Below are 24,543 nucleotides of genomic sequence, written 5' to 3' on the forward strand. Positions count from 1 at the left end.
CAGCACAGAATGGTTTGCATTATCACGAAAAACCGATGTAAAAACAGCACGTTAGTAGGATGACAAATTAACTATCAAGAAACCCTTCTTTCTGCCGATCCAGATAGGGATCTCTGGAAGGCAGATTATGGCGACTGGCGTTTCCACATACTTAACGCACCAAAGCCTTGATTTAGACTAGGCCTTATTGCGAGTTAAGCATCTTCCGGTTATCCAAACAGGCTGTAGCGTTAGTACGAAGGTACTTTGTGCACTGACCATTTAATGATGACGGATAATCAATGAACATGATAAATCGTACCAGCTTTGCTACAAAACTCATGGTCGCGTTCATTGCGTGCGCCGTTATTACGCTGGCAGTAGGCGGTCTAGGCATGCTCGGTATAAACCGGCTTTCCGATGCGCTAAAGCTGACGTTCTCGAACAATCTGGTGTCGGTGGCCTACACAAACGAGACCATGACCTTGCTGACCACGCACAACCGAGGTCTGTACCGGCTGCTTGATGCCCGAGACAAGGCCACCGCAGAAAAGATGCGTCAGAGCATCAGTGCCGGGCTGGATCGCGCTCAAAAGGTCTATGCCTTATACCGAGCCACTCCGCTGGAAGATGATGAGCGGGCAGCAGGCGATCAGTACGATGTAGTGATGCCCTCCTATATCGCTGCCTCGCAGAAAATATTCGACCTGCAACAGGCAGGCAATCTGGAAGAAGCACGCAGTCGACTTAATGAGCTGGCGGAAGGCGATTTCAATAAAGCCCGTGGTTATCTCCAGATAATGATCGACTCCAACAAGCGTCAGATCAAAGAAGGCGCGGATGGGGCTGAAAAGCTGCAAAATACTTCCGTGACGATGCTGGCCATCGGTATCTTCATCGCGTTTCTGGTGGCGATCATGTTGGGTATCTTGATCACTCGCATGATCACCAGACCTTTGAAAGAGGCAATCGAAGTCGCCCAGCGTATCGCAGCAGGTGATCTGACCCAGGCTGTTTCCAGCACGCGCGGTGATGAAGCTGGACACCTGCTCAATGCCATCGGCACGATGCAGGGCAGCCTGAAACGGACGATCCAGGAGATTTCCAGTGCGTCCGATCAACTGGCGTCCGCTGCTGAAGAGCTGGGTGCAGTGACCGAAGAAAGCACTCGCGGCCTCACCCGTCAAAACGACGAAATCCAGCAGGCAGCGACTGCAGTCAATGAAATGACTGCTGCCGTAGAAGAAGTTGCCCGTAATGCGGTCTCCACTTCAGATGTGTCCAAAACCCTGGCAAACGATGCCGTCCACGGCCGTGGACAAGTCGATGATACGGTCAAGGGCATCGGCACCATGGTCAGCGAGATCACCGAGTCCACCGGTTCGGTCACGACGCTGGCCGGTCATGTTCGGGACATCAGCAAGGTGCTGGAAGTAATCCGCAGCATTGCCGAGCAGACCAATTTGCTCGCCCTCAACGCGGCCATCGAGGCGGCACGGGCAGGCGAACAAGGACGAGGATTTGCGGTGGTGGCCGACGAGGTCCGTGCGCTTGCTCACCGTACACAAGCGTCGACTGTGGAAATCGAAGGCATGATCGGGACGGTGCAGTCGGGTGCCGATGGCGCCGTCGCTGCGATGAGCAAAAGCCTGGCGACCGCTACCAACACCCAGCAACTCGCCCAGCGCGCCGGCACCGCTTTGGAGAAGATCACCAGCGGCGTCGGGACCATCAACGAGCGCAACATGGTCATCGCGTCGGCTTCCGAAGAGCAGGCGCAGGTCGCACGCGAGGTTGACCGTAACCTGGTCAACATCCAGGAACTGAGCGCGCAGACAGCAGCAGGCGCCAATCAGACCAGTGCATCCAGCCACGAATTGTCGCGCTTGGCGACGTCGTTCAACACGCTGGTTGCGCAGTTCAAGCTGTGATCCCCGCCTGAGCAACACAGACTAATCCTGCACCTTCCATAGGTCAGGATTAGTCAGCGTGTTCCACCTGCCCCCTGTGGCCGCAATCGCCACAACTTCAACGACAGTCCGATCTCCACCTGCTAATGTCGCGACAGGCGGCCACGCCGTGCCGCCGATTGACAGGAGGTCACTGTGCGTCGGGATTACCTGGCTTTTTTCATCTCGCTGTTTCTATCACGGCTCGGCGACCAGATTCTGCTTTTCATCGTACCGCTGGTGGTTTTCCAGACCACTGATAGCGCGTCCTGGGCCGGGCTGGCCTTTTTCGTCGAATCGCTGCCACGCTTTCTCGCGTTTCCGTTGTGCGGAACCTTGTGCGACAAATTCTCGCCCGTCAGGATGCTGCACATCAGCCAGGTTTACCGCGCACTGCTGTGCATCGTTGCTGTGCTGCTCTATGCATTGTTCGGCGGTATCGCCTGGCTGGTGGTGCTGTCGGCGCTGTGCGGCGTACTGACCACCCAAGGCATTATGGCCCGCGAGGTACTGATGCCGTACATCTTCCAGCACTACAGCTACACCAAAACCCTCTCCTACTCGCAGATCGCCGACCAGACCGGGCTGGTCCTCGGGCCGCTGCTGGCGGCATTGTTGCTGGATATTCAGGCCTGGCACTGGGTGGTAATGTGGGTCGCCGCGCTGTTCGTGCTGGCCGACCTGAGCATGCGCGTGTGGCAGCGTCACAGCCGCATCACGTTTGAGGTCCACGAGCAGCATCGGGACATCTGGCTGCAACCACTGCGCATTGCGTTCAGGCATATCCGCGAGCTGCCAGAACTACAAAAGATCATCACCCTGGCCGTGGGTGTGAACCTGATCGTCGGCGTTACCCTGGCGACCTCGGCAGCCGTGGTCATCGGTCAGTACAGCGCCGGAACGAACGATTACGCAGGGCTACAGGCAGCTGGCGCGGTGGTCACCATCGTGATCCTGTTCTTCCTCGCCCGAGTGGTACTGCCCTTGCGGGTACTCGGCGGCGTCGCTTACCCCATGATCGCCGCAGGCGCCTTCATCACAGCCCTGAGCCCGAACCTGACAGGCTATGCCATGGGTTTCCTGCTGATCGTCGGCTTCGACAAGATGTTCAACGTCTATATGCGCAGCCTCCGCCAGCGAGTCATTCCACCACAGGACTTCGGTAAGACCGTGGGCGTGATCACCTTGCTCAACAACCTGTCGCAACCACTGGCCGGGTTGCTGGTGGCACTGCTGGCAGCGCCGTTGGGGGTACAGGGGGTGATTCTGGGGATGGCGGCGGTGACGGTGTTGTTGGGGGTGGTTGCGGGGTGGTGGTTTGTTGGGGCGGGTCGCCTTATTAATTTATCGAAGCTTGGGGTTGATCAGAAGGCTGAGGATTGAAAGTGGAGCCGGATTAACTCCACAGCTTTTGAGCTTATCCACAGGCTGGTAATGACGTTTTTTCTTAAGGTGACAGCTTTTTAGTCGGTATCAATCAGAGCGGATAGGGTCCGTCACTTCGTCTGCGAAGCGAACGGACCCGAGAGGCAAGAGGACTATCTAAGTGATGGGGCAAGAGCCTATTTTGGAGAAACCTGCGACAGTTTTAATTCTCGAAAATCACAGCAGCCATCACCTGTGGATAACTCACTCCACCGTCACCGACTTCGCCAGATTCCGCGGCTGGTCCACATCCGTCCCTTTCAACACCGCCACATAATACGAAAGCAACTGCAACGGAATGGTGTAAAGAATCGGCGCCAGCGCATCGATGATGTGCGGCATGGCGATTACGTGGGTGCCCTCTCCGTCTCTCATACCGGCCTGTTCGTCAGCGAATACGATCAACTCACCGCCACGTGCGCGGACTTCCTGCAGGTTGGATTTGAGTTTTTCCAGCAGTTCGTTGTTCGGTGCGACGGTGACCACCGGCATATCGGCATCCACCAACGCCAGCGGGCCGTGTTTGAGTTCGCCTGCGGGGTAGGCTTCGGCGTGGATGTAGGAAATTTCCTTGAGTTTGAGTGCGCCTTCCATCGCCACCGGGAATTGCGCGCCACGACCGAGGAACAGGGTGTGGTGCTTTTCAGCGAACAGCTCGGCGACTTTCTCGATGGTGCCGTCCATTGCCAGGGCTTCGCCCAAGCGAGTAGGCAAGCGACGCAGTTCTTCGACCAGTTGCGCTTCGACGCCCTGCTCCAGCGAGCCTTTGACTTGGCCAAGCGACAGGGTCAGCAGCAGCAAGGCGACCAGTTGAGTAGTGAACGCTTTGGTGGATGCGACACCGATTTCCGGACCGGCCTGGGTCAACAGAGTGAGGTCGGATTCACGTACCAGTGAGCTGATGCCCACGTTGCAGATCGCCAGGCTGGCGAGAAAGCCCAGTTCCTTGGCGTTGCGCAATGCGGCGAGGGTGTCGGCAGTTTCGCCAGACTGCGAGATCGAGACGAACAGGGTGTCCGGCTGCACCACGACCTTGCGATAGCGGAACTCGCTGGCCACTTCTACCTGACACGGGATACCGGCCAAGCCTTCAAGCCAGTAACGCGCGACCATACCGGCGTGATAGCTGGTGCCGCACGCGACGATCTGAACATTGCGGACCTTGGCGAACAGCTCGGCTGCCTGTGGACCAAATGCATGGACCAGGACCTGCTGCTGGCCCAGACGACCTTCGAGGGTGCGCTGCACAACCTTGGGCTGCTCGTGGATTTCCTTGAGCATGAAGTGACGATATTCACCCTTGTCGGCCGCTTCTGCGCCTTCATGGTATTGCACCACTTCCCGCTCGACCGGTTGACCATCGACGGTCCAGATCTGCACGCTGTCGCGACGGATCTCGGCGATATCGCCCTCTTCCAGATACATGAAGCGGTCGGTCACCTGACGCAGCGCCAGTTGATCGGAGGCCAGGAAGTTTTCGCCCAAGCCTATGCCGATCACCAGCGGGCTGCCACTGCGAGCAGCCAGCAAGCGATCCGGCTGCGCAGCGCTGATGACAGCCAGACCATAGGCACCGTGAAGTTCTTTCACGGCAGCTTTCAGCGCAATGGCCAGATCAGGCGTGTCCTTGAGCTTGTGGTGCAACAGGTGAACGATGACCTCAGTGTCGGTATCAGAGACGAACACGTAACCCATAGCCTTGAGCTGTTCGCGCAGGGCTTCGTGGTTTTCGATGATGCCGTTGTGGACAACTGCCAGTTCATCGGCCGAAAAATGCGGGTGAGCATTGCGCTCGCACGGCGCGCCATGGGTAGCCCAGCGGGTGTGAGCAATGCCCAGGCGACCGGTCAGCGGCTCGCCGGCCAATGCTTGCTCCAGTTCACTGACCTTGCCGGAGCGACGACGGCGCTCAAGCGTGCCTTCGTTACTGAAAACAGCCACGCCCGCGCTGTCATAGCCTCGGTATTCAAGGCGCTTGAGGCCTTCGAGCAAGATGGCCGTGATATTACGCTCAGCAACGGCGCCGACTATTCCACACATGGTTTTCTCCTAGCTGACAGCGGCACAGATCAATGTGATGCCGCGGGCTTGTATCTGTTCGCGTGTCTCGATGGGCAGGCGATCATCTGTGATAAGGGTATGGATGCTGCTCCAGGGCAGCTCCAGATTGGGGATCTTGCGACCGACCTTGTCGGCTTCAACCATGACCACGACTTCCCGGGCGACTTCAGCCATGACCCGGCTCAAGCCCAGCAGCTCATTGAAGGTCGTGGTGCCACGCGCCAGATCAATGCCGTCGGCACCGATGAACAGCTGATCAAAGTCGTAGGAACGCAGCACTTGCTCGGCGACCTGGCCCTGAAAGGATTCGGAATGCGGGTCCCACGTTCCGCCCGTCATCAGCAGGACAGGCTCATGTTCCAGATCAGTGAGGGCGCGTGCGACATTCAAGGAGTTGGTCATGACCACCAGGCCCGGCTGTCGACCCAATTCGGGAATCAACGCAGCGGTGGTGCTGCCACTGTCGACGATGATTCTCGCGTGTTCACGAATCCGAGCGACGGCAGCACGCGCAATTGCCTGTTTATAGCGGGAAATCGGTTGGCTATTTTCACTGATCAGTTCTTGCGGAAGCGGTACTGCACCGCCATAACGACGCAGCAAAAGACCGTTTGATTCCAGCGCCGCGAGATCCTTTCGAATCGTAACTTCAGAAGTTTCAAAACGCTTTGCCAGATCATCGACACTGACTTCGCCCTGCTCGTTGAGCAAGGCAAGAATGTTGTGACGACGCTGGGGTGTATTGCGCTTCGACATGACAGCCTTAAGTTTCGATTCGAAAGATAACGAAGGAAATCAAAACCTATTTTGCTGGTTTGGTCAAGGCTTGGGAGTTGGCGTAATGCCTTTGTTGATCGTGAACTGCGATTTTGCATGTGCGGTGCGGCGCAGACGCAGAATAGTGACGCGGGGCGTCATGAGAGGCATTCCACCCTGGAGCGTGAGGAACGAGAGATGTCCAACTGACTCTCGTGCCAATCACTCCGCGTTGGTATGCGTTGAGTTCCGCCTCACACATCATCGAGACTGTGGATAACTCAATCCTTCTTTATTTTCACCGGACGCTTCCAGCCTTCGATGTTGCGCTGGCGAGCGCGGGCAACCCCGAGTTGTTCTGCCGGGATGTTCTGAGTGATGGTCGAACCGGCAGCCGTGGTTGCACCATCAAAGATATCCACAGGAGCGACCAGCGAATTGTTGGAGCCAATGAATACATCAGCACCCAGTGTGGTTTTGTGCTTGTTCGCGCCATCGTAATTACAGGTAATGGTACCTGCACCGATATTGGTACGCGCCCCGACTTCGGCGTCACCCAAGTAGGTCAGATGCCCTACCTTGGCGCCTTCACCCAGATTCGCATTCTTCAGTTCTACAAAGTTACCCACATGCGCCTTGGCACCCAGCACACTGCCCGGCCGCAAGCGCGCAAACGGTCCGGCATCGCTGCCCTCGCCCAGAATGGCGCCTTCAATGTGGCTGTTGGCTTTGACGGTAACGCCCTTGCGCAAGGTGCTGTCCTTGATGACGCAGTTAGGGCCGATCACCACGTCGTCTTCAATGACGACCTTGCCTTCCAGAATCACATTAACGTCGATCAACACGTCGCGGCCGACACTGACTTCGCCACGCACGTCGAATCGCGAAGGGTCTCGCAAGGTGACGCCAGCCGCCATCAAACGACGAGCTTCGCGCATCTGATAATGACGTTCGAGCTCTGAAAGCTGTTTGCGATCGTTGGCGCCCTGCACTTCCATCGCGTCATGCGGCTGTTCGGTAGCCACCGCCAGGCCGTCATTCACCGCCATGGCGATTACGTCGGTCAGGTAGTACTCACCTTGCGCGTTGGTGTTGGAAAGACGCCCGAGCCAGTCTTCCAGATGCATCGCCGGCACGGCGAGAATACCGGTGTTGCCTTCGGTAATTGCTTTCTGAGCATCGGTAGCGTCCTTGTGCTCAACGATGGCACAGACGCGTTGCTGATCATCGCGAACGATACGACCGTAGCCCGTGGGATCATCCAGTTTCACGGTCAGTAAACCGAGTTGCTTGGGCGTGACCAGCTTGAGCAGACGCTGGAGGGTTTCCACCTCGATCAGCGGCACATCGCCGTAGAGGATCAATACGGTGTCGGCCGTCAGTGCAGGCAACGCCTGGGCAACTGCGTGGCCAGTACCCAGTTGTTTATCCTGCATCACAAAATTCAAATCATCAGCTGCCAGACGCTCACGCACGCTATCTGCGCCATGACCGATCACCACATGTATTCCCACTGGGGATAACTGACGTGCGCTGTGGATAACATGGCCCAGCATGGAATTGCCAGCAACCGGATGCAGAACCTTGGGCAGCGCCGAGCGCATCCGGGTACCTTGGCCAGCAGCGAGAATAACGATATCGAGAGACATGATAGGACTACCAACTGAGCGGCAACCGGGCCAAGGGCGGGCTGACTTGAAAGAAGAATTCTGAAAAAAGAAAAAGGGTAGCCGAAGCTACCCTTTTTCTCAATCGCGCACAGGAGCCAGCGGGGTTAGCCGCCGAACTTCTTGCGAATTTGCTGCACGGTGCGCAGCTGAGCTGCAGCCTCGGCCAGACGAGCAGTTGCAGATCCGTAATCGAAATCTGCGCCTTTTTCGTTCAAAGCCTTCTCGGCAGCCAGAACAGCGGCCTGAGCAGAAGCTTCGTCCAGGTCGGCAGCACGTTGCACAGTGTCGGCAAGCACCTTGACCATGTTCGGCTGAACCTCAAGGAAACCACCGGAGATGTAAAACACCTCCGCTTCCCCACCCTGCTTGATCAAGCGGATCGGGCCCGGCTTCAGATCAGTGATCAGCGGCGCGTGGCCTGGAGCGATACCGATATCACCCAGGTTGCCGTGCGCAATCACCATCTCGACCAGACCGGAGAAGATTTCCCCTTCCGCGCTGACGATGTCGCAATGGACTGTCATAGCCATTTGCTTGCCTCAACCTAATTAGCGCCCGTTGCCGGGCGCCGGGATTACAGTTTCTTGGCTTTCTCGATCGCTTCTTCGATGCCGCCGACCATGTAGAACGCTTGTTCTGGCAGGTGGTCGTAGTCACCGTTGAGGATGCCTTTGAAGCCAGCAATGGTGTCTTTCAGGGAAACGTATTTACCCGAAGCACCGGTGAAGACTTCTGCCACGAAGAAAGGCTGGGACAGGAAGCGCTGGATCTTACGAGCACGGTTAACCAACTGTTTGTCGGTCTCCGACAGCTCGTCCATACCCAGAATCGCGATGATGTCTTTCAGCTCTTTGTAGCGCTGCAACACGTACTGAACGCCGCGAGCGGTGTCGTAGTGTTCCTGGCCAATGACGTTCGGGTCCAGCTGGCGCGAAGTCGAATCCAGTGGATCTACTGCTGGGTAGATACCCAGGGAGGCGATGTCACGGGACAGTACGACGGTGGCGTCCAAGTGGGCAAACGTGGTCGCTGGCGACGGGTCAGTCAAGTCGTCCGCTGGTACGTATACGGCCTGGATCGAAGTAATCGAACCATTCTTGGTGGAAGTGATGCGCTCTTGCAGCGTGCCCATCTCTTCAGCCAGGGTCGGCTGGTAACCTACTGCGGAAGGCATACGGCCCAGCAGTGCGGATACTTCAGTACCGGCCAGGGTGTAACGATAGATGTTGTCGACGAACAGCAGAACGTCGTTACCTTCGTCACGGAACTTCTCGGCCATGGTCAGGCCGGTCAGCGCTACGCGCAGACGGTTACCCGGCGGCTCGTTCATCTGACCGTAGACCAGTGCTACTTTGTCCAGAACGTTGGAATCCTTCATCTCGTGGTAGAAGTCGTTACCCTCACGAGTACGCTCACCCACACCGGCGAACACGGAATAACCGCTGTGCTCGATGGCGATGTTACGGATCAGTTCCATCATGTTTACGGTCTTGCCGACACCGGCACCACCGAACAGACCGACTTTACCGCCTTTGGCGAACGGGCAGACCAGGTCGATAACCTTGATGCCGGTTTCCAGCAGGTCGTTGCCGCCCGCTTGCTCAGCGAAGGACGGTGCAGGACGGTGAATGCCCCAGCGCTCTTCGGTGTCAATCGGGCCCGCTTCGTCGATCGGGTTGCCCAGCACGTCCATGATCCGGCCCAGAGTCGCTTTACCGACCGGTACGGAGATGGCTGCGCCAGAGTCTGTAACTTCCAGACCACGCTTCAAGCCCTCGGTGGAGCCCATCGCAATGGTACGAACCACGCCGTCGCCCAGCTGCTGCTGAACTTCCAGTGTGGTTCCTGCCGCGCTTTGAACTTCCAGCGCGTTGTAGATACTCGGTACGCTATCGCGTGGGAATTCCACGTCGATCACGGCGCCGATGATTTGAACGATACGTCCGCTACTCATTAGCTGGTTCCTCTAATATTTGAACCGTTAAACCGCGGCAGCGCCGCCGACGATTTCCGAGATCTCTTGGGTGATCGCTGCCTGACGCGCCTTGTTGTAGATCAGCTGCAAATCACTGATCAAATCACCGGCGTTGTCTGTGGCGTTCTTCATCGCGATCATCCGCGCTGCTTGTTCAGCTGCGTTGTTCTCGACCACCGCCTGGTACACCTGCGATTCCACGTAACGAACCATCAGGCCGTCCAGCAGCTCTTTGGCGTCGGGTTCGTAGAGATAGTCCCAGTGGTGCTTGAGCCCTTGATCCGGGGTTGCCACCAGCGGAATCAATTGCTCCACGGTGGGTTGCTGGGTCATGGTGTTGATGAACTTGTTGGATACCACGGACAGGCGATCAATACGGCCATCCAGGTAGGCATCCAGCATCACCTTGACGCTGCCGATCAAGTCGTTGATCGACGGCTCTTCGCCCAGGTGGCTGATCGCAGCGACGACGTTACCGCCGAAGTTGCGGAAAAATGCCGCACCTTTGCTGCCGACCACGCACAGATCGATCTCTACACCGTTTTCACGGTTCACCGCCATGTCCTTGACCAGAGTCTTGAACAGGTTGGTATTCAAGCCACCACACAGACCACGGTCACTGCTCACTACGACATAACCGACGCGCTTCAAAGGGCGCTCGATCATGAACGGGTGGCGATACTCCGGGTTGGCGTTTGCCAGGTGACCAATCACCTGACGAATGCGCTCCGCGTAAGGACGGCTAGCAGCCATGCGCATTTGAGCCTTGCGCATTTTGCTGACCGCCACTTTTTCCATGGCGCTGGTGATCTTTTGCGTGCTTTTGATGCTCGCAATCTTGCTGCGAATCTCTTTTGCGCCTGCCATGTAACACCTATCAGGTTAGCAAGCGGGAGCCTTGCGGCCCCCGCTGCGGCTTACCAGGTTTGGGTGGCCTTGAACTTCTCGATGCCGGCTTTCATGCCAGAATCGATTTCGTCATTGAAGTCACCCTTCACGTTGATCTTCGCCATCAAATCGGCGTGATCGCGGTTGAAGTAAGCAATCAGCGCTTGTTCAAAGCTGCCGATCTTGGCGATTTCGACGTCAGTCAGGAACCCACGCTCAGCGGCATACAGCGACAGCGCCATGTCAGCGATCGACATTGGTGCGTATTGCTTCTGCTTCATCAGCTCGGTAACGCGCTGACCATGCTCAAGTTGCTTGCGGGTCGCCTCGTCCAGGTCAGAAGCGAACTGGGCGAATGCGGCCAGTTCACGGTACTGAGCCAGAGCGGTACGGATACCACCGGAAAGCTTCTTGATGATCTTGGTCTGAGCGGCACCACCCACACGGGATACCGAAACACCGGCGTTCACAGCCGGACGGATGCCGGAGTTGAACATGGCCGATTCCAGGAAGATCTGACCGTCGGTGATGGAAATCACGTTGGTCGGAACGAACGCGGAAACGTCGCCAGCCTGGGTTTCGATGATCGGCAATGCGGTCAGAGAGCCGGTTTTGCCGGTCACTGCGCCATTGGTGAACTTCTCTACATACTCTTCGGAAACACGCGATGCGCGCTCCAGCAGACGGGAGTGGAGATAGAACACGTCGCCTGGGTAAGCTTCACGGCCTGGCGGACGGCGCAGCAGCAGGGAAATCTGGCGGTAAGCCACTGCTTGCTTGGACAGATCGTCATAAACGATCAGCGCGTCTTCACCGCGGTCGCGGAAGAATTCACCCATGGTGCAACCCGAGTACGGTGCAAGGAACTGCAGCGCAGCGGATTCGGAAGCACTTGCAGCCACGACGATGGTGTTAGCCAGTGCGCCGTTTTCTTCGAGCTTGCGAACAACGTTGGCAATGGTCGATTGCTTCTGACCGATTGCGACGTAGACGCAGAAGATGCCGCTGTTCTTCTGGTTGATGATTGCGTCGATGGCCAGAGCGGTTTTACCGATCTGACGGTCACCGATGATCAGCTCACGCTGGCCACGGCCGACAGGAATCATGGCATCGACAGCCTTGTAGCCAGTCTGTACAGGCTGGTCTACCGACTTACGCCAGATCACGCCTGGAGCAACTTTCTCGACCGCATCGGTCTCGGTGTTGTTCAGCGGACCTTTGCCGTCAACTGGATTACCCAGTGCATCGACAACGCGACCCAGCAGTTCCTTACCAACAGGAACTTCGAGGATGCGGCCTGTGCACTTGGCGCTCATGCCTTCAGCCAGAGTCGTGTAAGCGCCCAGTACCACGGCACCTACGGAGTCTTGCTCAAGGTTCAGCGCCATACCGTAGACGCCGCCCGGAAACTCGATCATCTCGCCGTACATTACGTCGGCCAGACCGTGAATCCGCACGATGCCGTCAGATACGCTGACGACTGTGCCTTCGTTACGGGCTTGGGAGGTTACATCGAGCTTGTCGATGCGACCCTTGATGATTTCACTTATTTCGGAAGGATTGAGTTGCTGCATTGCTCTGCTGCCCCTTCAAACTCAAGATTTCAATGCTTCGGCTAGTTGCGCGATTTTGCCGCGAACTGAGCCATCGATAACCAGGTCGCCGGCGCGGATTACGACACCCCCTATAAGAGAGGCATCCTCCGCAGCATGCAGGCGCACTTCCCGGCCGAGCCGTGCACTGAGAACCTTGGCGAGTTTGTCTTGCTGTTCTTGGTTCAATGCGAAAGCACTGGTGACATCCACATCGACCGATTTTTCCTGCTCGGCCTTGTACAGGTCGAACAGTTCGGCGATCTCCGGCAGAAGCGGGAGACGGTCGTTTTCAGCAACGACGTGAATGAAATTCTGTGCCTTGGCATCGAACTTGTCGCCACACACTTCAATAAAAGTGGTGGCCTTTTGTGCGCTCGTCAGTCGCGGGGCCTTGAGCATGCGCTGCATGGTGTCGTCTTGCGACACCGCAGCAGCCAGGCCGAGCATGGCTGACCAATTGGCCAGTTGCTGGTGGGCCTGCGCATGCTCGAAGGCCGCCTTCGCGTAAGGTCGGGCCAACGTGGTCAGTTCTGCCATGATCGCCCTCGCTTAAATTTCAGCAGCCAGTTTGTTAACCAGCTCCGCGTGCGCGTTTTGATCGATTGTGGCGCCCAGGATCTTCTCTGCACCATTGACTGCCAGGCTACCCAACTGGGCGCGCAAGGCGTCTTTGACGCTGTTCAGTTCCTGCTCGATCTCGGCCTGAGCCTGAGCCTTCACACGGTCAGCTTCAACGCGTGCCGTTTCACGGGCTTCGTCGACAATCTGAGTACCGCGCTTCTTGGCTTGCTCAATGATCTCGGCTGCTTGAGCCTTAGCTTCGCGCAGTTGCTGACCCACTTTATCTTGGGCCAACTCCAGGTCGCGAGCTGCTCGGGAAGCAGCGTCCAGACCGTCCGCGATCTTCTTCTGACGTTCGTGCAAAGCCGCGATGACCGGAGGCCACACGTACTTCATGCAGAACAGCACAAAGATGAAGAACGCAACGGACTGACCAATCAGGGTTGCATTAATGTTCACGCCAACACCTCGCTCGTTCGTTGTCCATCACACCAATCAACTCGAAAATTCGAGTGATCAGCCAGCGAGTTGACCAACGAAGGGGTTCGCGAAGGTGAAGAACAGAGCGATACCGACACCGATCATGGTCACGGCGTCGAGCAGGCCCGCAACGATGAACATTTTGACTTGCAGCATTGGAACCATTTCCGGTTGACGCGCTGCGCCTTCCAGGAACTTGCCGCCCAACAGGCCGAAACCGATTGCAGTACCCAGTGCGCCCAGGCCGATCAACAGTGCAACAGCGATAGCGGTTAGACCAACTACAGTTTCCATCTTTCCTCCCGACTTTTACGTCGTATTGGTTAGGTTTTATTAATTGAAGCGGTAAAACAAAATCATTTTTACATCAGCCCTTGCGGGCACCGCCCCGCCATTGGCGAGACGGTCATCAGACGCGTCCTGAGACGAATCTCAATGGTTATCTTCGTGAGCCATCGACAGGTAGACGATGGTCAGCATCATGAAGATGAACGCTTGCAGGGTGATGATCAGGATGTGGAACACAGCCCAGGCCCACTGCAGAACTATACCCAGACCGCTGAGCCACAACAGACCGCTGCCGAACATCACGGCGATCAGAATGAAGACCAGCTCGCCAGCATACATGTTGCCGAACAGACGCAGCGCCAGAGAAATCGGCTTGGCGATCAACGTCACGAATTCCAGCAGGAAGTTGACCGGAATCAACAGCGCCTGAACGAGGATATTCTTGCTGGCGAAAGGGTGAAGGGTCAGTTCGCCGATGAAGCCGCCGATGCCCTTGACCTTGATGCTGTAGAAAATGATCAGTGCGAAGACCGACAGCGCCATGCCCAGCGTAGCGTTCGGGTCAGTGGTCGGAACGGCACGGAATGGGATGTGTACGTCGCCGGAAATCAGCATCGCCAGCTGTGGAATCCAGTCAACCGGTACCAGATCGACCGCGTTCATCAGGAAGACCCAGACGAAAATGGTCAGAGCCAGCGGCGCGATAACCGCGCTGCGACCGTGGAAACTGTCCTTCACGCTGCCGTCGACGAACTCGACCAGAACTTCAACGAAGTTCTGCAAGGCGCCTGGCTGACCGGAAGTTGCCTTCTTGGCCGCCATGCGGAAGATCAGAACGAAAATCAGACCCAACGCAACCGACCAGCCGAGCGTATCGACGTGGAAAGCCCAGAAGCCCATTTCCTTGGCTTCCGCTGCGGTGTGGGCAAAGCCCCAATCGCCATTGGGCAGGTGCCCGAATGTAAGGTTCTGCAAGTGGTGCTGGATATAGCCCGAAGCTGTTTGCTCTGCCATGGTTGCCTCAAACGCCCTAAGGTCTCGAAAGTCTTGTTCTCGTAAGCAGGGGAGCGAACCAGTTGACCACCTGGATCAACATGAACACGCCGAATACAGCCAGCGGCGCCAATGGCTTCACACCTGCGAACGTCAATGCAAAAAGCACTGCCGTGAAAATCAGTTTGCCCGCCTCGCCGGCATAGAACGACCGGACGATGGCTTGCGCTGCTCTGGCCCCGGAAAACCGGAATGCCTTGTGAGCAAAGTATAAATTGGGTAGCCAGGCTATCAGACCTCCGCAGAGTCCCGAGTATCCCGCCACGACTCCCTGCCACTGCCACAGCACCAAAGCGGCGACGAGCAGGACGATCAATTGAGCCAGCAATAACGGAAAAACCGCCAGGCGATAGAACGGCAAGCGGTCTGGCATGCGGGATTCCATCGCAACTGCTCCTCTGATGTCGGTCGCCATAATCAATAACTTGGCATAATTTGTGCCGACAAAATGCGCGCAGAGTATAGGGGCGGTTCAGCCCCTATTCAACAGTCGGGTAGTGATTTCCGACTATACGCTACAGAGCAATTGTTTCAGCGGATGTGGGCAAGCACACCTTGAAGCTCATCCAGCGAGTTGTAACGGATCACCAATTGACCCTTTCCCTTCTGCCCATGGCGGATTTGCACCGCAGAGCCCAGACGCTCGGCCAGACGCTGTTCGAGCCGAGTGATATCCGGATCAGCCTTGGCCGGTTCTGTTGCCTCCGGTTTGCCGCTCAGCCACTGCCTGACCAGTGCTTCGGTCTGGCGTACTGTGAGCCCGCGTGCGACAACGTGTCGCGCCCCTTCAACCTGCCTGTCTTCCCCCAGACCAAGCAACGCCCTGGCATGTCCCATTTCGAGATCGCCGTGCGACAGCATGGTCTTGATGACTTCAGGCAACGCAATCAGACGTAACAAATTAGCCACACTGACCCGCGATTTGCCGACGGCATCCGCAACCTGCTGTTGGGTAAGCTGAAATTCCTGCTGCAAGCGCTGCAACGCCATGGCTTCTTCGATAGGATTCAGGTCTTCGCGCTGAATGTTCTCGATCAACGCCATCGCAATCGCGGTTTCATCCGGTACATCGCGAACCATTGCCGGAATCGTTTCGACGCCAGCCTGCTGACTCGCTCGCCAGCGACGTTCACCGGCGATGATTTCAAAACGGTTATTGCCGACAGGACGAACCACGATCGGCTGCATCACGCCTTGCGACTTGATCGACTGCGCAAGTTCTTCCAGTGCCTGCGGGTCCATGTCACGGCGCGGCTGGTACTTGCCGCGCTGGATCAGGTCCAGCGGCAGATGCTGCAACTCACTTGGAGGGGCCTTGACGGCCTGCTCTTCCAGCGAACTGACGGTTGGACTGCTCAGAAGTGCGTCCAACCCACGTCCGAGACCTCGTTTCTTGACGGCCATGGGAATTCCTTAGGTTGGCTGAGCGGTTTTCGCGCCGCGACGTTGACGACGAACCAGTTCACTTGCCAGCGCCAGATACGCCAGAGCGCCACGAGAGGATTTGTCATAGGCCAGCACCGGCATGCCAAAACTCGGCGCCTCGGCGAGCCTGATGTTCCTCGGGATCACGGTGTCATAGAGCTGCTCGCCGAAGTGTTCCTTGAGCTGCGCGGAAACGTCGTTGATCAGACTCAGGCGCGGATCATACATGGTGCGCAGCAGACCTTCGATCTTCAGCTGCGGGTTGAGCAATTCGGCGATGCGCTTGATGTTATCCACAAGGTCGCTGAGACCTTCCAGCGCGAAGTACTCGCACTGCATGGGGATAATCACGCCGTCAGCTGCAACCAGCGCGTTCAGCGTCAGCATCGACAGCGACGGTGGGCAGTCGATCAGAATGTAATCGTAGTTTTCCCGGATCGGCGCCAGCGCGTTGCGCAGACGGCTCTCTTTCATCTGCATTTCGAGCAGCACAACTTCGCCCGCGGTCAGATCGCGGTTTGCCGGAAGCAGTTGATAACCACCGTGCTCTGAAAACTGCATGGCCTCGCCCAGATGGCATTCGCCGATCAACAGGTCGTAGACCGAATTTTCCAGGTTGTGTTTATCCACACCGCTGCCCATGGTCGCATTGCCCTGGGGATCGAGATCGATCAACAGCACACGGCGCTTGGTCGCGACCAGTGACGCAGCGAGGTTGATGCATGTGGTGGTCTTGCCGACCCCACCTTTCTGGTTCGCTATCGCGAATACCTTAGCCATTCTTGCTTGTGTTCCCAGTCATGCCGTGCGGCGCAGTATCAGCAGATGGCGTTGGCCTTGGCAACCCGGAACGGTCAAGGCGTGTTCGCTATCGAGGTGAAAATCCGAGGGCAATGCTACCAGTTCATCGGCAGGATGCAGACCTTTCATCGCCAACCACCGTGTATTGGCGTCGCCCATGTGGCGAGTCCAGCCGGCGAAGTCTTCAAGGCTGCTGAACGCACGGGAGATGATCCCGTCGAACGGCGCATCAGGCTGATAATTTTCTGCACGGCTGTGGATAACTTCAAGATTATCCAGTTTCAGCTCCAGTTTGACCTGTGTCTGAAACCGGGTCTTCTTGCCATTGCTGTCCAGCAACGAAACTTTTCGCTCCGGAAACAGGATGGCCATGGGTATGCCAGGCATCCCACCGCCGCTGCCGACATCCATCCAGCGCGTACCCTCGATGAAGGGCACCACGCTGAGGCTGTCAAGCAGATGTCTGGATACCATTTCGTCAGGATCGCGCACTGCGGTCAGGTTGTAGGCCTTGTTCCATTTGATCAGCAGGGCCAGATACGCCAGCAATTGGTCATGTTGCGCCTGGGATAGTTCTATCCCCAACTCCCGAGCACCGGTGGATAACTCTTGGGCGTGTTGCGGGGTAACCATAGAACTCAAGCGCTTTGCTCCAACTGACGGCCCGCGCCGCGTTTTTTCAAATGAATCATCAACAGCGATATCGCTGCAGGCGTGACACCGGGGACACGTGAAGCCTGTCCAAGTGTTTCCGGACGAGTTATCCCCAGCTTGCTCTGGATTTCTTTCGACAGACCGGAAATTCCGGCGTAGTCGATGTCTTCAGGCAAGCGGGTGTCTTCGCTGGCACGCAGCCGGGCGATTTCATCCTGCTGCCGATCAATGTACCCGGCATATTTTGTCTTGATCTCGACCTGCTCGGCCACTAACGGATCGGTGCAGCCCTGGCCAGTGATGGCGATCAGGCTGGCATAGTCGATTTCCGGACGTGTCAGCAGGTTGAGCAGGTTGTATTCGTGAGTCAGCGGCGTACCGAAGTGCGAGGCAATCGCGTCGCCCTGCTCGGTTCCAGGGCGAACCCAGGTACTTTTCAGCCGTTGTTCTTCGAGTTCGATGCTTTCGCGTTTGGTGCAGAACGCCGCCCAGCGCGCATCGTCGACCAGACCCAGCTCGCGACCTTTTTCGGTCAGGCGCAGATCTGCGTTGTCTTCGCGCAGGATCAGACGGTATTCGGCACGGGATGTGAACATCCGGTAAGGCTCTTGCGTTCCGAGGGTAATCAGATCGTCGACCAGCACGCCGATGTACGCTTCATCGCGACGCGGGCACCAGCTGTCCCGGCCCTGCGCACGCAATGCGGCGTTGGTCCCGGCGAGCAGGCCTTGAGCACCCGCTTCTTCGTAGCCGGTGGTGCCGTTGATCTGTCCTGCAAAGAACAAACCGCCAATAACCTTGGTTTCCAGACTGTATTTCAGATCACGCGGGTCGAAATAGTCATATTCGATGGCGTATCCGGGGCGAACAATGTGTGCGTTTTCCATCCCGCGAATCGATTGCACGATCTGCAACTGAACGTCGAACGGCAACGACGTGGAGATACCGTTCGGGTACAGCTCGTGGGTGGTCAGGCCTTCCGGTTCGATGAAGACCTGATGGCTTTCCTTGTCGGCAAAGCGATGAATCTTGTCTTCGATCGACGGGCAATAGCGCGGGCCAATGCCTTCGATCACACCGGAATACATCGGTGAACGATCCAGATTGGACGCGATAATTTCGTGAGTGCGTGCGTTGGTGTGAGTGATCCAGCAACTGACCTGCTTTGGATGTTGCTCCTTGGAACCCAGAAACGACATCACCGGGATCGGCGTATCACCCGGTTGCTCGGCCATAACCGTGAAATCCACAGAACGCCCGTCAATGCGCGGCGGGGTTCCGGTTTTCAATCGACCTACACGCAGAGGCAATTCACGCAAGCGATGAGCAAGTGCGATCGAAGGCGGATCGCCTGCCCGACCGCCTGAATAATTCTGCATACCGATGTGGATAAGTCCACCAAGGAACGTACCAGTCGTCAAAACCACTGAGTCGGCAAAGATACGCATGCCCATCTGGGTCACAACACCACGAACCTGATCCTGTTCGACGATCAGGTCATCACAGGCCTGCTGAAATATCCACAGGTTGGGCTGGTTCTCGAGGGTTTCGCGAATAGCAGCCTTGTACAACACACGGTCTGCCTGGGCACGAGTAGCTCGTACTGCCGGGCCTTTGCGGCTGTTGAGCACGCGAAACTGGATGCCACCCTTGTCGGTAGCCATTGCCATAGCACCGCCAAGCGCGTCGATTTCCTTGACCAGGTGGCTTTTACCGATGCCACCGATGGCAGGGTTGCAGCTCATCTGACCGAGCGTTTCCACGTTGTGCGTCAACAGCAGGGTTTTGACACCCATGCGTGCCGACGCGAGTGCGGCCTCGGTACCGGCATGACCGCCACCGATGACGATCACCTCAAAACGGGAAGGGAAATCCACCACGCACCTCGTGCCTGTTGTCGATGAGAAATTGGGATAGCTGACAAGTATAGGGACTTACCCCACCTGAATGAAACCCGTTGGACAAAATTTAACCAGCTGTGGAAAACTCGCGAATAAAGAAAATAAAAAGGAAAGAAAGTTTATAAAGCTTTGTTTTTATGTTTATTCTTACTAAGCACCATTTCTGTGGATAGAACGCTACAGACCTTTATTTACGTTGTGTACAGAGATTCAAAAGTCTGTGTTCATGTAGGGATAAGGGGATTGGATAACCGCCCTGAGCCTGTTGATAAATGTACCACTTGTCCACAGGGCAGTTTATCTTCAGGTTTGCCCCCTGCTTACCCACCGAGCTGAAGGGCAGTTATTCACAGGGCTTAATCTACAGAAAATACGCAAAAGGCTAAAAAAAGGCCGAGCGAACCGACTCCGCGGCATCGTTTGTGCGCAAAAAAGTTCGGTTTAGAAGAAATGTAGGGGAGTCGATTGTAAGTGTGTGTGCCAAACAGACTCCGATGAGAGCTCTTGAGCACACACGGCAGCATGACCCGAGGCGGTCACACCTGACGGTTGTTGATAAAAGCCAGCTGCTTACTTGCCAATACAGAAGCTGGAGAAGATTCTGCCCAGCAGGTCATCTGAACTGAATGCGCCAGTAATCTCGCCAAGCGCCTGCTGGGCCTGGCGCAGATCTTCGGCCAATAGCTCTCCGGCGCCTGCCAGGGTCAACTGGGCCCTGCCGTGCTCCAGAGAGTCACTGGCATGGCGCAACGCTTCGAGGTGGCGCCGACGAGCGCTGAAGCTGCTTTCAGAGGTCTGCTCGTAACCCATGCAGGCTTTGAGGTGTTCACGGAGCAATTCCAGACCCTCACCACCCGACCTGGCGCTCAGGCTAATGGTGACGTGGCCATCGTCGCTTGTGAACAAGCCTACGTTATCGCCGCTCAGATCAGACTTGTTGCGGATCAACGTGACCTTGGCAGGGTCAGGGCGCTGCTCCAAAAACTCTGGCCACAGTGCAAAGGGATCCGCCGCTTCAGGTGCAGTTGCATCCACCACCAGCAGAATTCTGTCCGCTTCTCCTATCGCCTTGAGCGCACGTTGTACGCCGATCATTTCCACTTGATCTTCAGTGTTGCGCAGGCCTGCGGTGTCAACTACGTGGAGCGGCATGCCATCAATGTGGATATGTTCGCGTAGAACATCCCGGGTGGTGCCGGCAATCTCGGTAACGATGGCCGCTTCCCTACCCGCCAGCGCATTCAGCAGGCTCGATTTACCGGCGTTGGGGCGACCAGCGATCACAACGGTCATGCCGTCACGTAGCAAGGCGCCCTGCCCGGCTTCGCGCAGCACTGTGGATAACTCAAGGCGCACATCATCGAGCATATTGAGAACATGCCCATCTGCAAGGAAGTCGATCTCCTCTTCCGGAAAGTCGATGGCGGCTTCTACGTAGATACGCAGGCTGATCAGTTTTTCAGTCAAGTTATCCACACGCTGGGAGAAAGCACCTTGCAGCGAGCGCAACGCATTGCGCGCTGCCTGTGCAGAACTGGCCTCGATCAAGTCAGCGATTGCCTCGGCCTGGGCCAGATCGAGCTTGTCATTAAGAAACGCGCGCTCACTGAATTCGCCAGGACGAGCCAGGCGGCTGCCTAATTGCAGGCAGCGCTGCAGTAGCATGTCCAGCACGATCGGGCCGCCGTGACCTTGAAGTTCCAGTACATCCTCGCCTGTGAATGAATTCGGGCCGGGAAAATACAGTGCAATGCCTTCATCGAGCACCTCACCCGCTTCATCGGAGAAAGGTCCGTAATGTGCGAATCGCGGTTTGGGTATTCGGCCAATAATCGCTTGAGCGGCCTTGCTCGCCAAAGGGCCCGAGACACGGACAATGCCGACACCGCCGCGTCCTTGAGCAGTAGCAATGGCGGCGATGGTTTCACGAGGAACGTTCATGGTCCGGCTCCTGGACAAATAGCGGATAGCAAAACGCCCCACGAGGGGGCGTCTTGTATAACGTGTTCACAGGTTAGATCAGGCAGCTGCTTTCTTGGTAGCTGCTTCGATCTTGCGAGTGATGTATGCCTGCTGTGCGATCGACAGGGTGTTGTTCACAACCCAGTACAGAACCAGACCAGCAGGGAACCACAGGAAGAAGAACGTGAAAATGATGGGCATCAATTTCATGACCTTGGCCTGCATAGGGTCCGGCGGAGTCGGGTTCAGACGCTGCTGGATAAACATGGTCGCGCCCATGATGATCGGCAGGATAAAGAACGGGTCTTTGATCGACAGGTCAGTTATCCACAGAATCCACGGAGCCTGACGCATTTCCACGCTTTCCAGGAGCACCCAGTACAACGAAAGGAAAACCGGCATCTGCACAAGAATAGGCAAGCATCCACCCAGCGGGTTGATCTTCTCTTTCTTGTACAGCTCCATCATCGCCTGGGACATTTTCTGGCGATCATCGCCATGTTGTTCCTTCAGCACTGCCAGCTTCGGGGCCACGGCGCGCATACGGGCCATGGACTTGTAGCTTGCGGCAGACAGCGGGAAGAACAGACCTTTGATCAACATCGTCAGAACGATGATCGACCAGCCCCAGTTACCGAGTATCGCGTGGATATGTTGCAGCAGCCAGAAGATAGGCTGGGCAATGAACCACAGGAAACCGTAGTCGACTGTCAGCTCCAGACCTGGGGATAACTCTTTGAGTACCGCCTGGCTTTTCGGACCTGCGTACAACGTGGCAGTGGTTTCACCCTGCGCGCCGGGCGCAACCGACAAGGTCGGGCTGGTGAAGCCGATGATGTAGTTGCCCTGGCTGTCTTTACGGGTCTGCACAAGGTTGGTGGCGTTGTGATCAGGAATCCACGCGGTCACGAAATAGTGCTGCAGCCATGCAACCCAGCCGCCCTGCACGGTTTCCTTGACCTGCCCCTTGTCGATGTCCTTCATCGACACTTTCTTGTACGGCTCGGCCGCGGTCCACAGTGCAGCGCCCAGATAGGTAGCTGTACCAGTTGCGGTCGTCGACGAAGGATCGGCACTGGCGTCACGCTTCAATTGCGCGAACAGGTTACCGGCCCAAGGCTGAGCGCTCTGGTTATCCACAACATAGGTCATGACCAGATCGTAAAGGCCGCGCTTGAACGTGAAGCGCTTGATGTAGTTGATGCCGTTTTCCGAGAATTTCAGCTCCACGACCATCGAATCCTGGCCGTCAGCCAGTTGATAAGTCTTTTGTGCGGAGGAATAAACCGGACGACCGGCAGCACGTGCATCAGGACCATTGGTACCCGTCAGGCCGCTTTGTGCCAGAAAAGTACGTTCGCCGCCGTTATCGAACAGCTGAAACGGAACATCCGGGCGGTCCTGACGACGTGGATACAGCGGCAGACGAAGCTGAACGACGTCACCACCTACCGGATCGATCGCCAGATCGAGCACGTCGGTCTTGACGTGGATAAGATCTTTGCTGGCTACGGCCGGAGTTTCAAGAGGTGCTGCGGCAGTGTTGGCCGTAGCGCTTGGAACATCGGCACTTGCAGAACCATTATTACCAGCAGCCGTGTCCGGAATGCCCGGTGCGGTGTTGCTGGCTGCAACATTCTGGGTCGGCATGGCAGCCTGGCCATAGTCTTGGTTCCATTTCAGAACCCCGACGTAGGTCACGATTGCCAGGGCGACGATCAGGATCGTGCGTTTAATATCCATGATTACTCGGCCATCGAAGAAGAACGGGAGGTGGGGACAGCTGGAACCGGGTCATAACCACCGGGATTCCACGGATGACAGCGACCCAGGCGACGAATTGACAGCCAGCCACCGCGCAAAAGGCCATGATTATCGATGGCTTCATACGCGTAGCAGGAGCAACTGGGGTAGAAACGACAGTGACTGGCCATCAGCGGGCTAATGGCATAGCGATAAAACTGGATCGGAACGAGTGCCAGTTTACGCATCTGGACTGTCTACCCCTGCAGGTTCGGAGTTTGCTTGCGGAATGGGTCGGCTGCGCGCCAGACGTTTCCAGAGCTTGCCGAAATGCTGAATCAGTTCAGGGTTTTCTACGTCACCCAAACCTTTGCGCGCGACGATAACGATATCCCAACCGACCAAACTGTCTTGGTGTTGGCGAAATGATTCGCGCATCAGGCGTTTCAAACGATTGCGCTCGACGGAGAGTTTGACGCTCTTTTTACCTATCACAAGCCCCAAACGGGGATGATCAAGGTCGTTATTGCGCGCAAGGAGCAGGAGATTTTTCCCCGGAACCTTGCCGGTAGGGGAGTCAAAGACTGCCTTGAAATGCCGGGGGGTCAGCAAACGCTTTTCCCGACTGAAGTCTCGACTCACCTCCTTGGCCGGTTTATCAAACTGCCAGACGCTTACGGCCTTTGGCACGACGACGCGAAAGGACTGCGCGACCATTTTTGGTGGCCATACGTGCACGGAAACCGTGGGTGCGGGCGCGCTTGATTGTGCTGGGTTGGAAAGTACGTTTCATGGCGTGTTACCTGGTTCGTCCACTACGGGCCGGAATGGCCCCCGTTTTAAGAGACCGGGGATTCTAGAGAAAGCGGGCCCGCAGGTCAATTTCCAACCAGCTTTTCTTCATATACGTCTTTCAGGGGGCATTCGGCGTTCTTTCGTCACCTGAACGCGCTTCACGTCAGCTTAGTTATAGAAATAAAAGAAAAAGAGTATTTAAAGCTTCTTTATAAAGCTTATAACTCTTACGCAGGGGATTTCTGTGGATAACTCTCTGAGAGCCTTTAAAAATGGCGTGTACAGCGATTCAAAAGGCTGTCTAGAAACGGTGTTGAGCCTGTGTCGCACTGTCGGAAAAGCTGTGCATGGAACAGCGTTTTATCCACAGGTGAGTTGTCCACAGGGTTCAGGGCTGACTTATGCAACGAGCTGAACCTATGTTATCCACAGACCTTAATCGATGACCGTTTGTCGTGTGGTCATCCTATAAATCGTTGATTTATAGCCGTCTGTGAGCAACCTACATGTGGATAAGTCGCCGTCGGATCGTTACAATGGCGGCTGTTTTTGCCTCACCGGCTTTCAACTCAGGGGATATCC

General features: G+C 56.4%; 23 protein-coding genes. 2 read left to right on the forward strand and 21 right to left on the reverse strand.

Going from position 1 to position 24,543, the window contains the following annotated elements:
- Nucleotides 1-281: 281 nt before the first annotated feature.
- Nucleotides 282-1,910 carry a methyl-accepting chemotaxis protein gene (locus N018_RS25245; protein ID WP_025391063.1) on the forward strand — a complete coding sequence of 543 codons (1,629 nt, stop codon included), beginning with the start codon at nucleotides 282-284 and terminating at the stop codon, nucleotides 1,908-1,910.
- Between the two features lie 174 nt (nucleotides 1,911-2,084).
- On the forward strand, nucleotides 2,085-3,311 hold the full coding sequence (locus tag N018_RS25250; protein ID WP_025391064.1) for an MFS transporter: 1,227 nt from the start codon (nucleotides 2,085-2,087) through the stop codon (nucleotides 3,309-3,311).
- A 246-nt stretch (nucleotides 3,312-3,557) separates the two neighbouring features.
- Here N018_RS25250 and glmS read toward each other — a convergent pair whose 3' ends face one another.
- From glmS to rpmH, 21 genes are all read right to left on the reverse strand, one after another.
- Nucleotides 3,558-5,393 carry a glutamine--fructose-6-phosphate transaminase (isomerizing) gene (gene glmS, locus N018_RS25255; protein ID WP_024647527.1) on the reverse strand — a complete coding sequence of 612 codons (1,836 nt, stop codon included), beginning with the start codon at nucleotides 5,391-5,393 and terminating at the stop codon, nucleotides 3,558-3,560.
- A 9-nt stretch (nucleotides 5,394-5,402) separates the two neighbouring features.
- Nucleotides 5,403-6,170 carry a DeoR/GlpR family DNA-binding transcription regulator gene (locus tag N018_RS25260; protein ID WP_025391065.1) on the reverse strand — a complete coding sequence of 256 codons (768 nt, stop codon included), beginning with the start codon at nucleotides 6,168-6,170 and terminating at the stop codon, nucleotides 5,403-5,405.
- A gap of 281 nt (nucleotides 6,171-6,451) precedes the next feature.
- Entirely contained in the window at nucleotides 6,452-7,819 is a 1,368-nt protein-coding gene (glmU, locus tag N018_RS25265) for a bifunctional UDP-N-acetylglucosamine diphosphorylase/glucosamine-1-phosphate N-acetyltransferase GlmU (RefSeq protein ID WP_025391066.1), read from the reverse strand.
- A gap of 125 nt (nucleotides 7,820-7,944) precedes the next feature.
- Nucleotides 7,945-8,370 (reverse strand): F0F1 ATP synthase subunit epsilon, encoded by a 426-nt coding sequence (locus tag N018_RS25270; protein ID WP_003413751.1) that lies wholly within the window; start codon nucleotides 8,368-8,370, stop codon nucleotides 7,945-7,947.
- A 44-nt stretch (nucleotides 8,371-8,414) separates the two neighbouring features.
- Nucleotides 8,415-9,794: a F0F1 ATP synthase subunit beta gene (gene atpD / locus N018_RS25275; RefSeq protein WP_024647531.1), complete on the reverse strand. Its 1,380-nt coding sequence runs from the start codon at nucleotides 9,792-9,794 to the stop codon at nucleotides 8,415-8,417.
- 27 nt (nucleotides 9,795-9,821) lie between these two features.
- Complete coding sequence (gene atpG / locus N018_RS25280; protein ID WP_003377897.1) at nucleotides 9,822-10,682, reverse strand: F0F1 ATP synthase subunit gamma; 861 nt, start codon at nucleotides 10,680-10,682, stop codon at nucleotides 9,822-9,824.
- Nucleotides 10,683-10,732: 50 nt separating this feature from the next.
- Entirely contained in the window at nucleotides 10,733-12,277 is a 1,545-nt protein-coding gene (atpA, locus tag N018_RS25285) for a F0F1 ATP synthase subunit alpha (RefSeq protein WP_002555984.1), read from the reverse strand.
- A gap of 21 nt (nucleotides 12,278-12,298) precedes the next feature.
- Nucleotides 12,299-12,835: a F0F1 ATP synthase subunit delta gene (locus N018_RS25290; protein WP_007252348.1), complete on the reverse strand. Its 537-nt coding sequence runs from the start codon at nucleotides 12,833-12,835 to the stop codon at nucleotides 12,299-12,301.
- Between the two features lie 12 nt (nucleotides 12,836-12,847).
- Nucleotides 12,848-13,318: a F0F1 ATP synthase subunit B gene (locus tag N018_RS25295; RefSeq protein WP_024647532.1), complete on the reverse strand. Its 471-nt coding sequence runs from the start codon at nucleotides 13,316-13,318 to the stop codon at nucleotides 12,848-12,850.
- Nucleotides 13,319-13,375: 57 nt separating this feature from the next.
- A complete protein-coding gene (atpE, locus tag N018_RS25300) occupies nucleotides 13,376-13,633 on the reverse strand; it encodes a F0F1 ATP synthase subunit C (protein ID WP_002555987.1) in 258 nt (85 codons plus the stop codon).
- A gap of 138 nt (nucleotides 13,634-13,771) precedes the next feature.
- Nucleotides 13,772-14,641, reverse strand: coding sequence for a F0F1 ATP synthase subunit A (gene atpB / locus N018_RS25305; protein WP_024647533.1), 870 nt, complete (start codon nucleotides 14,639-14,641; stop codon nucleotides 13,772-13,774).
- Between the two features lie 16 nt (nucleotides 14,642-14,657).
- Nucleotides 14,658-15,065 carry a F0F1 ATP synthase subunit I gene (locus N018_RS25310; RefSeq protein WP_024647534.1) on the reverse strand — a complete coding sequence of 136 codons (408 nt, stop codon included), beginning with the start codon at nucleotides 15,063-15,065 and terminating at the stop codon, nucleotides 14,658-14,660.
- Nucleotides 15,066-15,211: 146 nt separating this feature from the next.
- A complete protein-coding gene (locus tag N018_RS25315; protein ID WP_024647535.1) occupies nucleotides 15,212-16,084 on the reverse strand; it encodes a ParB/RepB/Spo0J family partition protein in 873 nt (290 codons plus the stop codon).
- Nucleotides 16,085-16,093: 9 nt separating this feature from the next.
- Nucleotides 16,094-16,885, reverse strand: a complete 792-nt coding sequence (locus N018_RS25320) for a ParA family protein (protein WP_024647536.1) — start codon at nucleotides 16,883-16,885, stop codon at nucleotides 16,094-16,096.
- 18 nt (nucleotides 16,886-16,903) lie between these two features.
- Nucleotides 16,904-17,539: a 16S rRNA (guanine(527)-N(7))-methyltransferase RsmG gene (gene rsmG / locus N018_RS25325; protein WP_080265832.1), complete on the reverse strand. Its 636-nt coding sequence runs from the start codon at nucleotides 17,537-17,539 to the stop codon at nucleotides 16,904-16,906.
- A gap of 5 nt (nucleotides 17,540-17,544) precedes the next feature.
- Complete coding sequence (gene mnmG, locus N018_RS25330) at nucleotides 17,545-19,437, reverse strand: tRNA uridine-5-carboxymethylaminomethyl(34) synthesis enzyme MnmG (protein ID WP_025391067.1); 1,893 nt, start codon at nucleotides 19,435-19,437, stop codon at nucleotides 17,545-17,547.
- Between the two features lie 594 nt (nucleotides 19,438-20,031).
- Entirely contained in the window at nucleotides 20,032-21,402 is a 1,371-nt protein-coding gene (gene mnmE / locus N018_RS25335) for a tRNA uridine-5-carboxymethylaminomethyl(34) synthesis GTPase MnmE (RefSeq protein ID WP_025391068.1), read from the reverse strand.
- A gap of 78 nt (nucleotides 21,403-21,480) precedes the next feature.
- On the reverse strand, nucleotides 21,481-23,166 hold the full coding sequence (yidC, locus tag N018_RS25340; protein ID WP_025391069.1) for a membrane protein insertase YidC: 1,686 nt from the start codon (nucleotides 23,164-23,166) through the stop codon (nucleotides 21,481-21,483).
- 2 nt (nucleotides 23,167-23,168) lie between these two features.
- Nucleotides 23,169-23,414 carry a membrane protein insertion efficiency factor YidD gene (gene yidD, locus N018_RS25345; RefSeq protein ID WP_003377879.1) on the reverse strand — a complete coding sequence of 82 codons (246 nt, stop codon included), beginning with the start codon at nucleotides 23,412-23,414 and terminating at the stop codon, nucleotides 23,169-23,171.
- On the reverse strand, nucleotides 23,407-23,808 hold the full coding sequence (gene rnpA / locus N018_RS25350; RefSeq protein ID WP_024647541.1) for a ribonuclease P protein component: 402 nt from the start codon (nucleotides 23,806-23,808) through the stop codon (nucleotides 23,407-23,409). The genes yidD and rnpA overlap by 8 nt, the downstream gene beginning before the upstream one ends.
- Before the next feature lie 16 nt (nucleotides 23,809-23,824).
- Complete coding sequence (rpmH, locus tag N018_RS25355; RefSeq protein WP_002551315.1) at nucleotides 23,825-23,959, reverse strand: 50S ribosomal protein L34; 135 nt, start codon at nucleotides 23,957-23,959, stop codon at nucleotides 23,825-23,827.
- Nucleotides 23,960-24,543: the final 584 nt, after the last annotated feature.

The organism is Pseudomonas syringae CC1557, from assembly GCF_000452705.1.
GTDB lineage: Bacteria > Pseudomonadota > Gammaproteobacteria > Pseudomonadales > Pseudomonadaceae > Aquipseudomonas > Aquipseudomonas syringae_F.

What these genes read in the sequence shown, in the direction of transcription:
- N018_RS25290 (WP_007252348.1), bottom strand. Translation starts at nt 12,835, where the DNA reads ATGGCAGAACTGACCACGTTGGCCCGACCTTACGCGAAGGCGGCCTTC.
- yidC (WP_025391069.1), bottom strand. Translation starts at nt 23,166, where the DNA reads ATGGATATTAAACGCACGATCCTGATCGTCGCCCTGGCAATCGTGACC.
- atpG (WP_003377897.1), bottom strand. Translation starts at nt 10,682, where the DNA reads ATGGCAGGCGCAAAAGAGATTCGCAGCAAGATTGCGAGCATCAAAAGC.
- mnmE (WP_025391068.1), bottom strand. Translation starts at nt 21,402, where the DNA reads ATGAACGTTCCTCGTGAAACCATCGCCGCCATTGCTACTGCTCAAGGA.
- rsmG (WP_080265832.1), bottom strand. Translation starts at nt 17,539, where the DNA reads ATGGTTACCCCGCAACACGCCCAAGAGTTATCCACCGGTGCTCGGGAG.
- N018_RS25245 (WP_025391063.1), top strand. Translation starts at nt 282, where the DNA reads ATGAACATGATAAATCGTACCAGCTTTGCTACAAAACTCATGGTCGCG.
- N018_RS25270 (WP_003413751.1), bottom strand. Translation starts at nt 8,370, where the DNA reads ATGGCTATGACAGTCCATTGCGACATCGTCAGCGCGGAAGGGGAAATC.
- N018_RS25320 (WP_024647536.1), bottom strand. Translation starts at nt 16,885, where the DNA reads ATGGCTAAGGTATTCGCGATAGCGAACCAGAAAGGTGGGGTCGGCAAG.
- atpA (WP_002555984.1), bottom strand. Translation starts at nt 12,277, where the DNA reads ATGCAGCAACTCAATCCTTCCGAAATAAGTGAAATCATCAAGGGTCGC.
- atpB (WP_024647533.1), bottom strand. Translation starts at nt 14,641, where the DNA reads ATGGCAGAGCAAACAGCTTCGGGCTATATCCAGCACCACTTGCAGAAC.
- glmS (WP_024647527.1), bottom strand. Translation starts at nt 5,393, where the DNA reads ATGTGTGGAATAGTCGGCGCCGTTGCTGAGCGTAATATCACGGCCATC.
- rpmH (WP_002551315.1), bottom strand. Translation starts at nt 23,959, where the DNA reads ATGAAACGTACTTTCCAACCCAGCACAATCAAGCGCGCCCGCACCCAC.
- glmU (WP_025391066.1), bottom strand. Translation starts at nt 7,819, where the DNA reads ATGTCTCTCGATATCGTTATTCTCGCTGCTGGCCAAGGTACCCGGATG.
- N018_RS25315 (WP_024647535.1), bottom strand. Translation starts at nt 16,084, where the DNA reads ATGGCCGTCAAGAAACGAGGTCTCGGACGTGGGTTGGACGCACTTCTG.
- N018_RS25310 (WP_024647534.1), bottom strand. Translation starts at nt 15,065, where the DNA reads ATGGAATCCCGCATGCCAGACCGCTTGCCGTTCTATCGCCTGGCGGTT.
- atpE (WP_002555987.1), bottom strand. Translation starts at nt 13,633, where the DNA reads ATGGAAACTGTAGTTGGTCTAACCGCTATCGCTGTTGCACTGTTGATC.
- atpD (WP_024647531.1), bottom strand. Translation starts at nt 9,794, where the DNA reads ATGAGTAGCGGACGTATCGTTCAAATCATCGGCGCCGTGATCGACGTG.
- yidD (WP_003377879.1), bottom strand. Translation starts at nt 23,414, where the DNA reads ATGCGTAAACTGGCACTCGTTCCGATCCAGTTTTATCGCTATGCCATT.
- N018_RS25260 (WP_025391065.1), bottom strand. Translation starts at nt 6,170, where the DNA reads ATGTCGAAGCGCAATACACCCCAGCGTCGTCACAACATTCTTGCCTTG.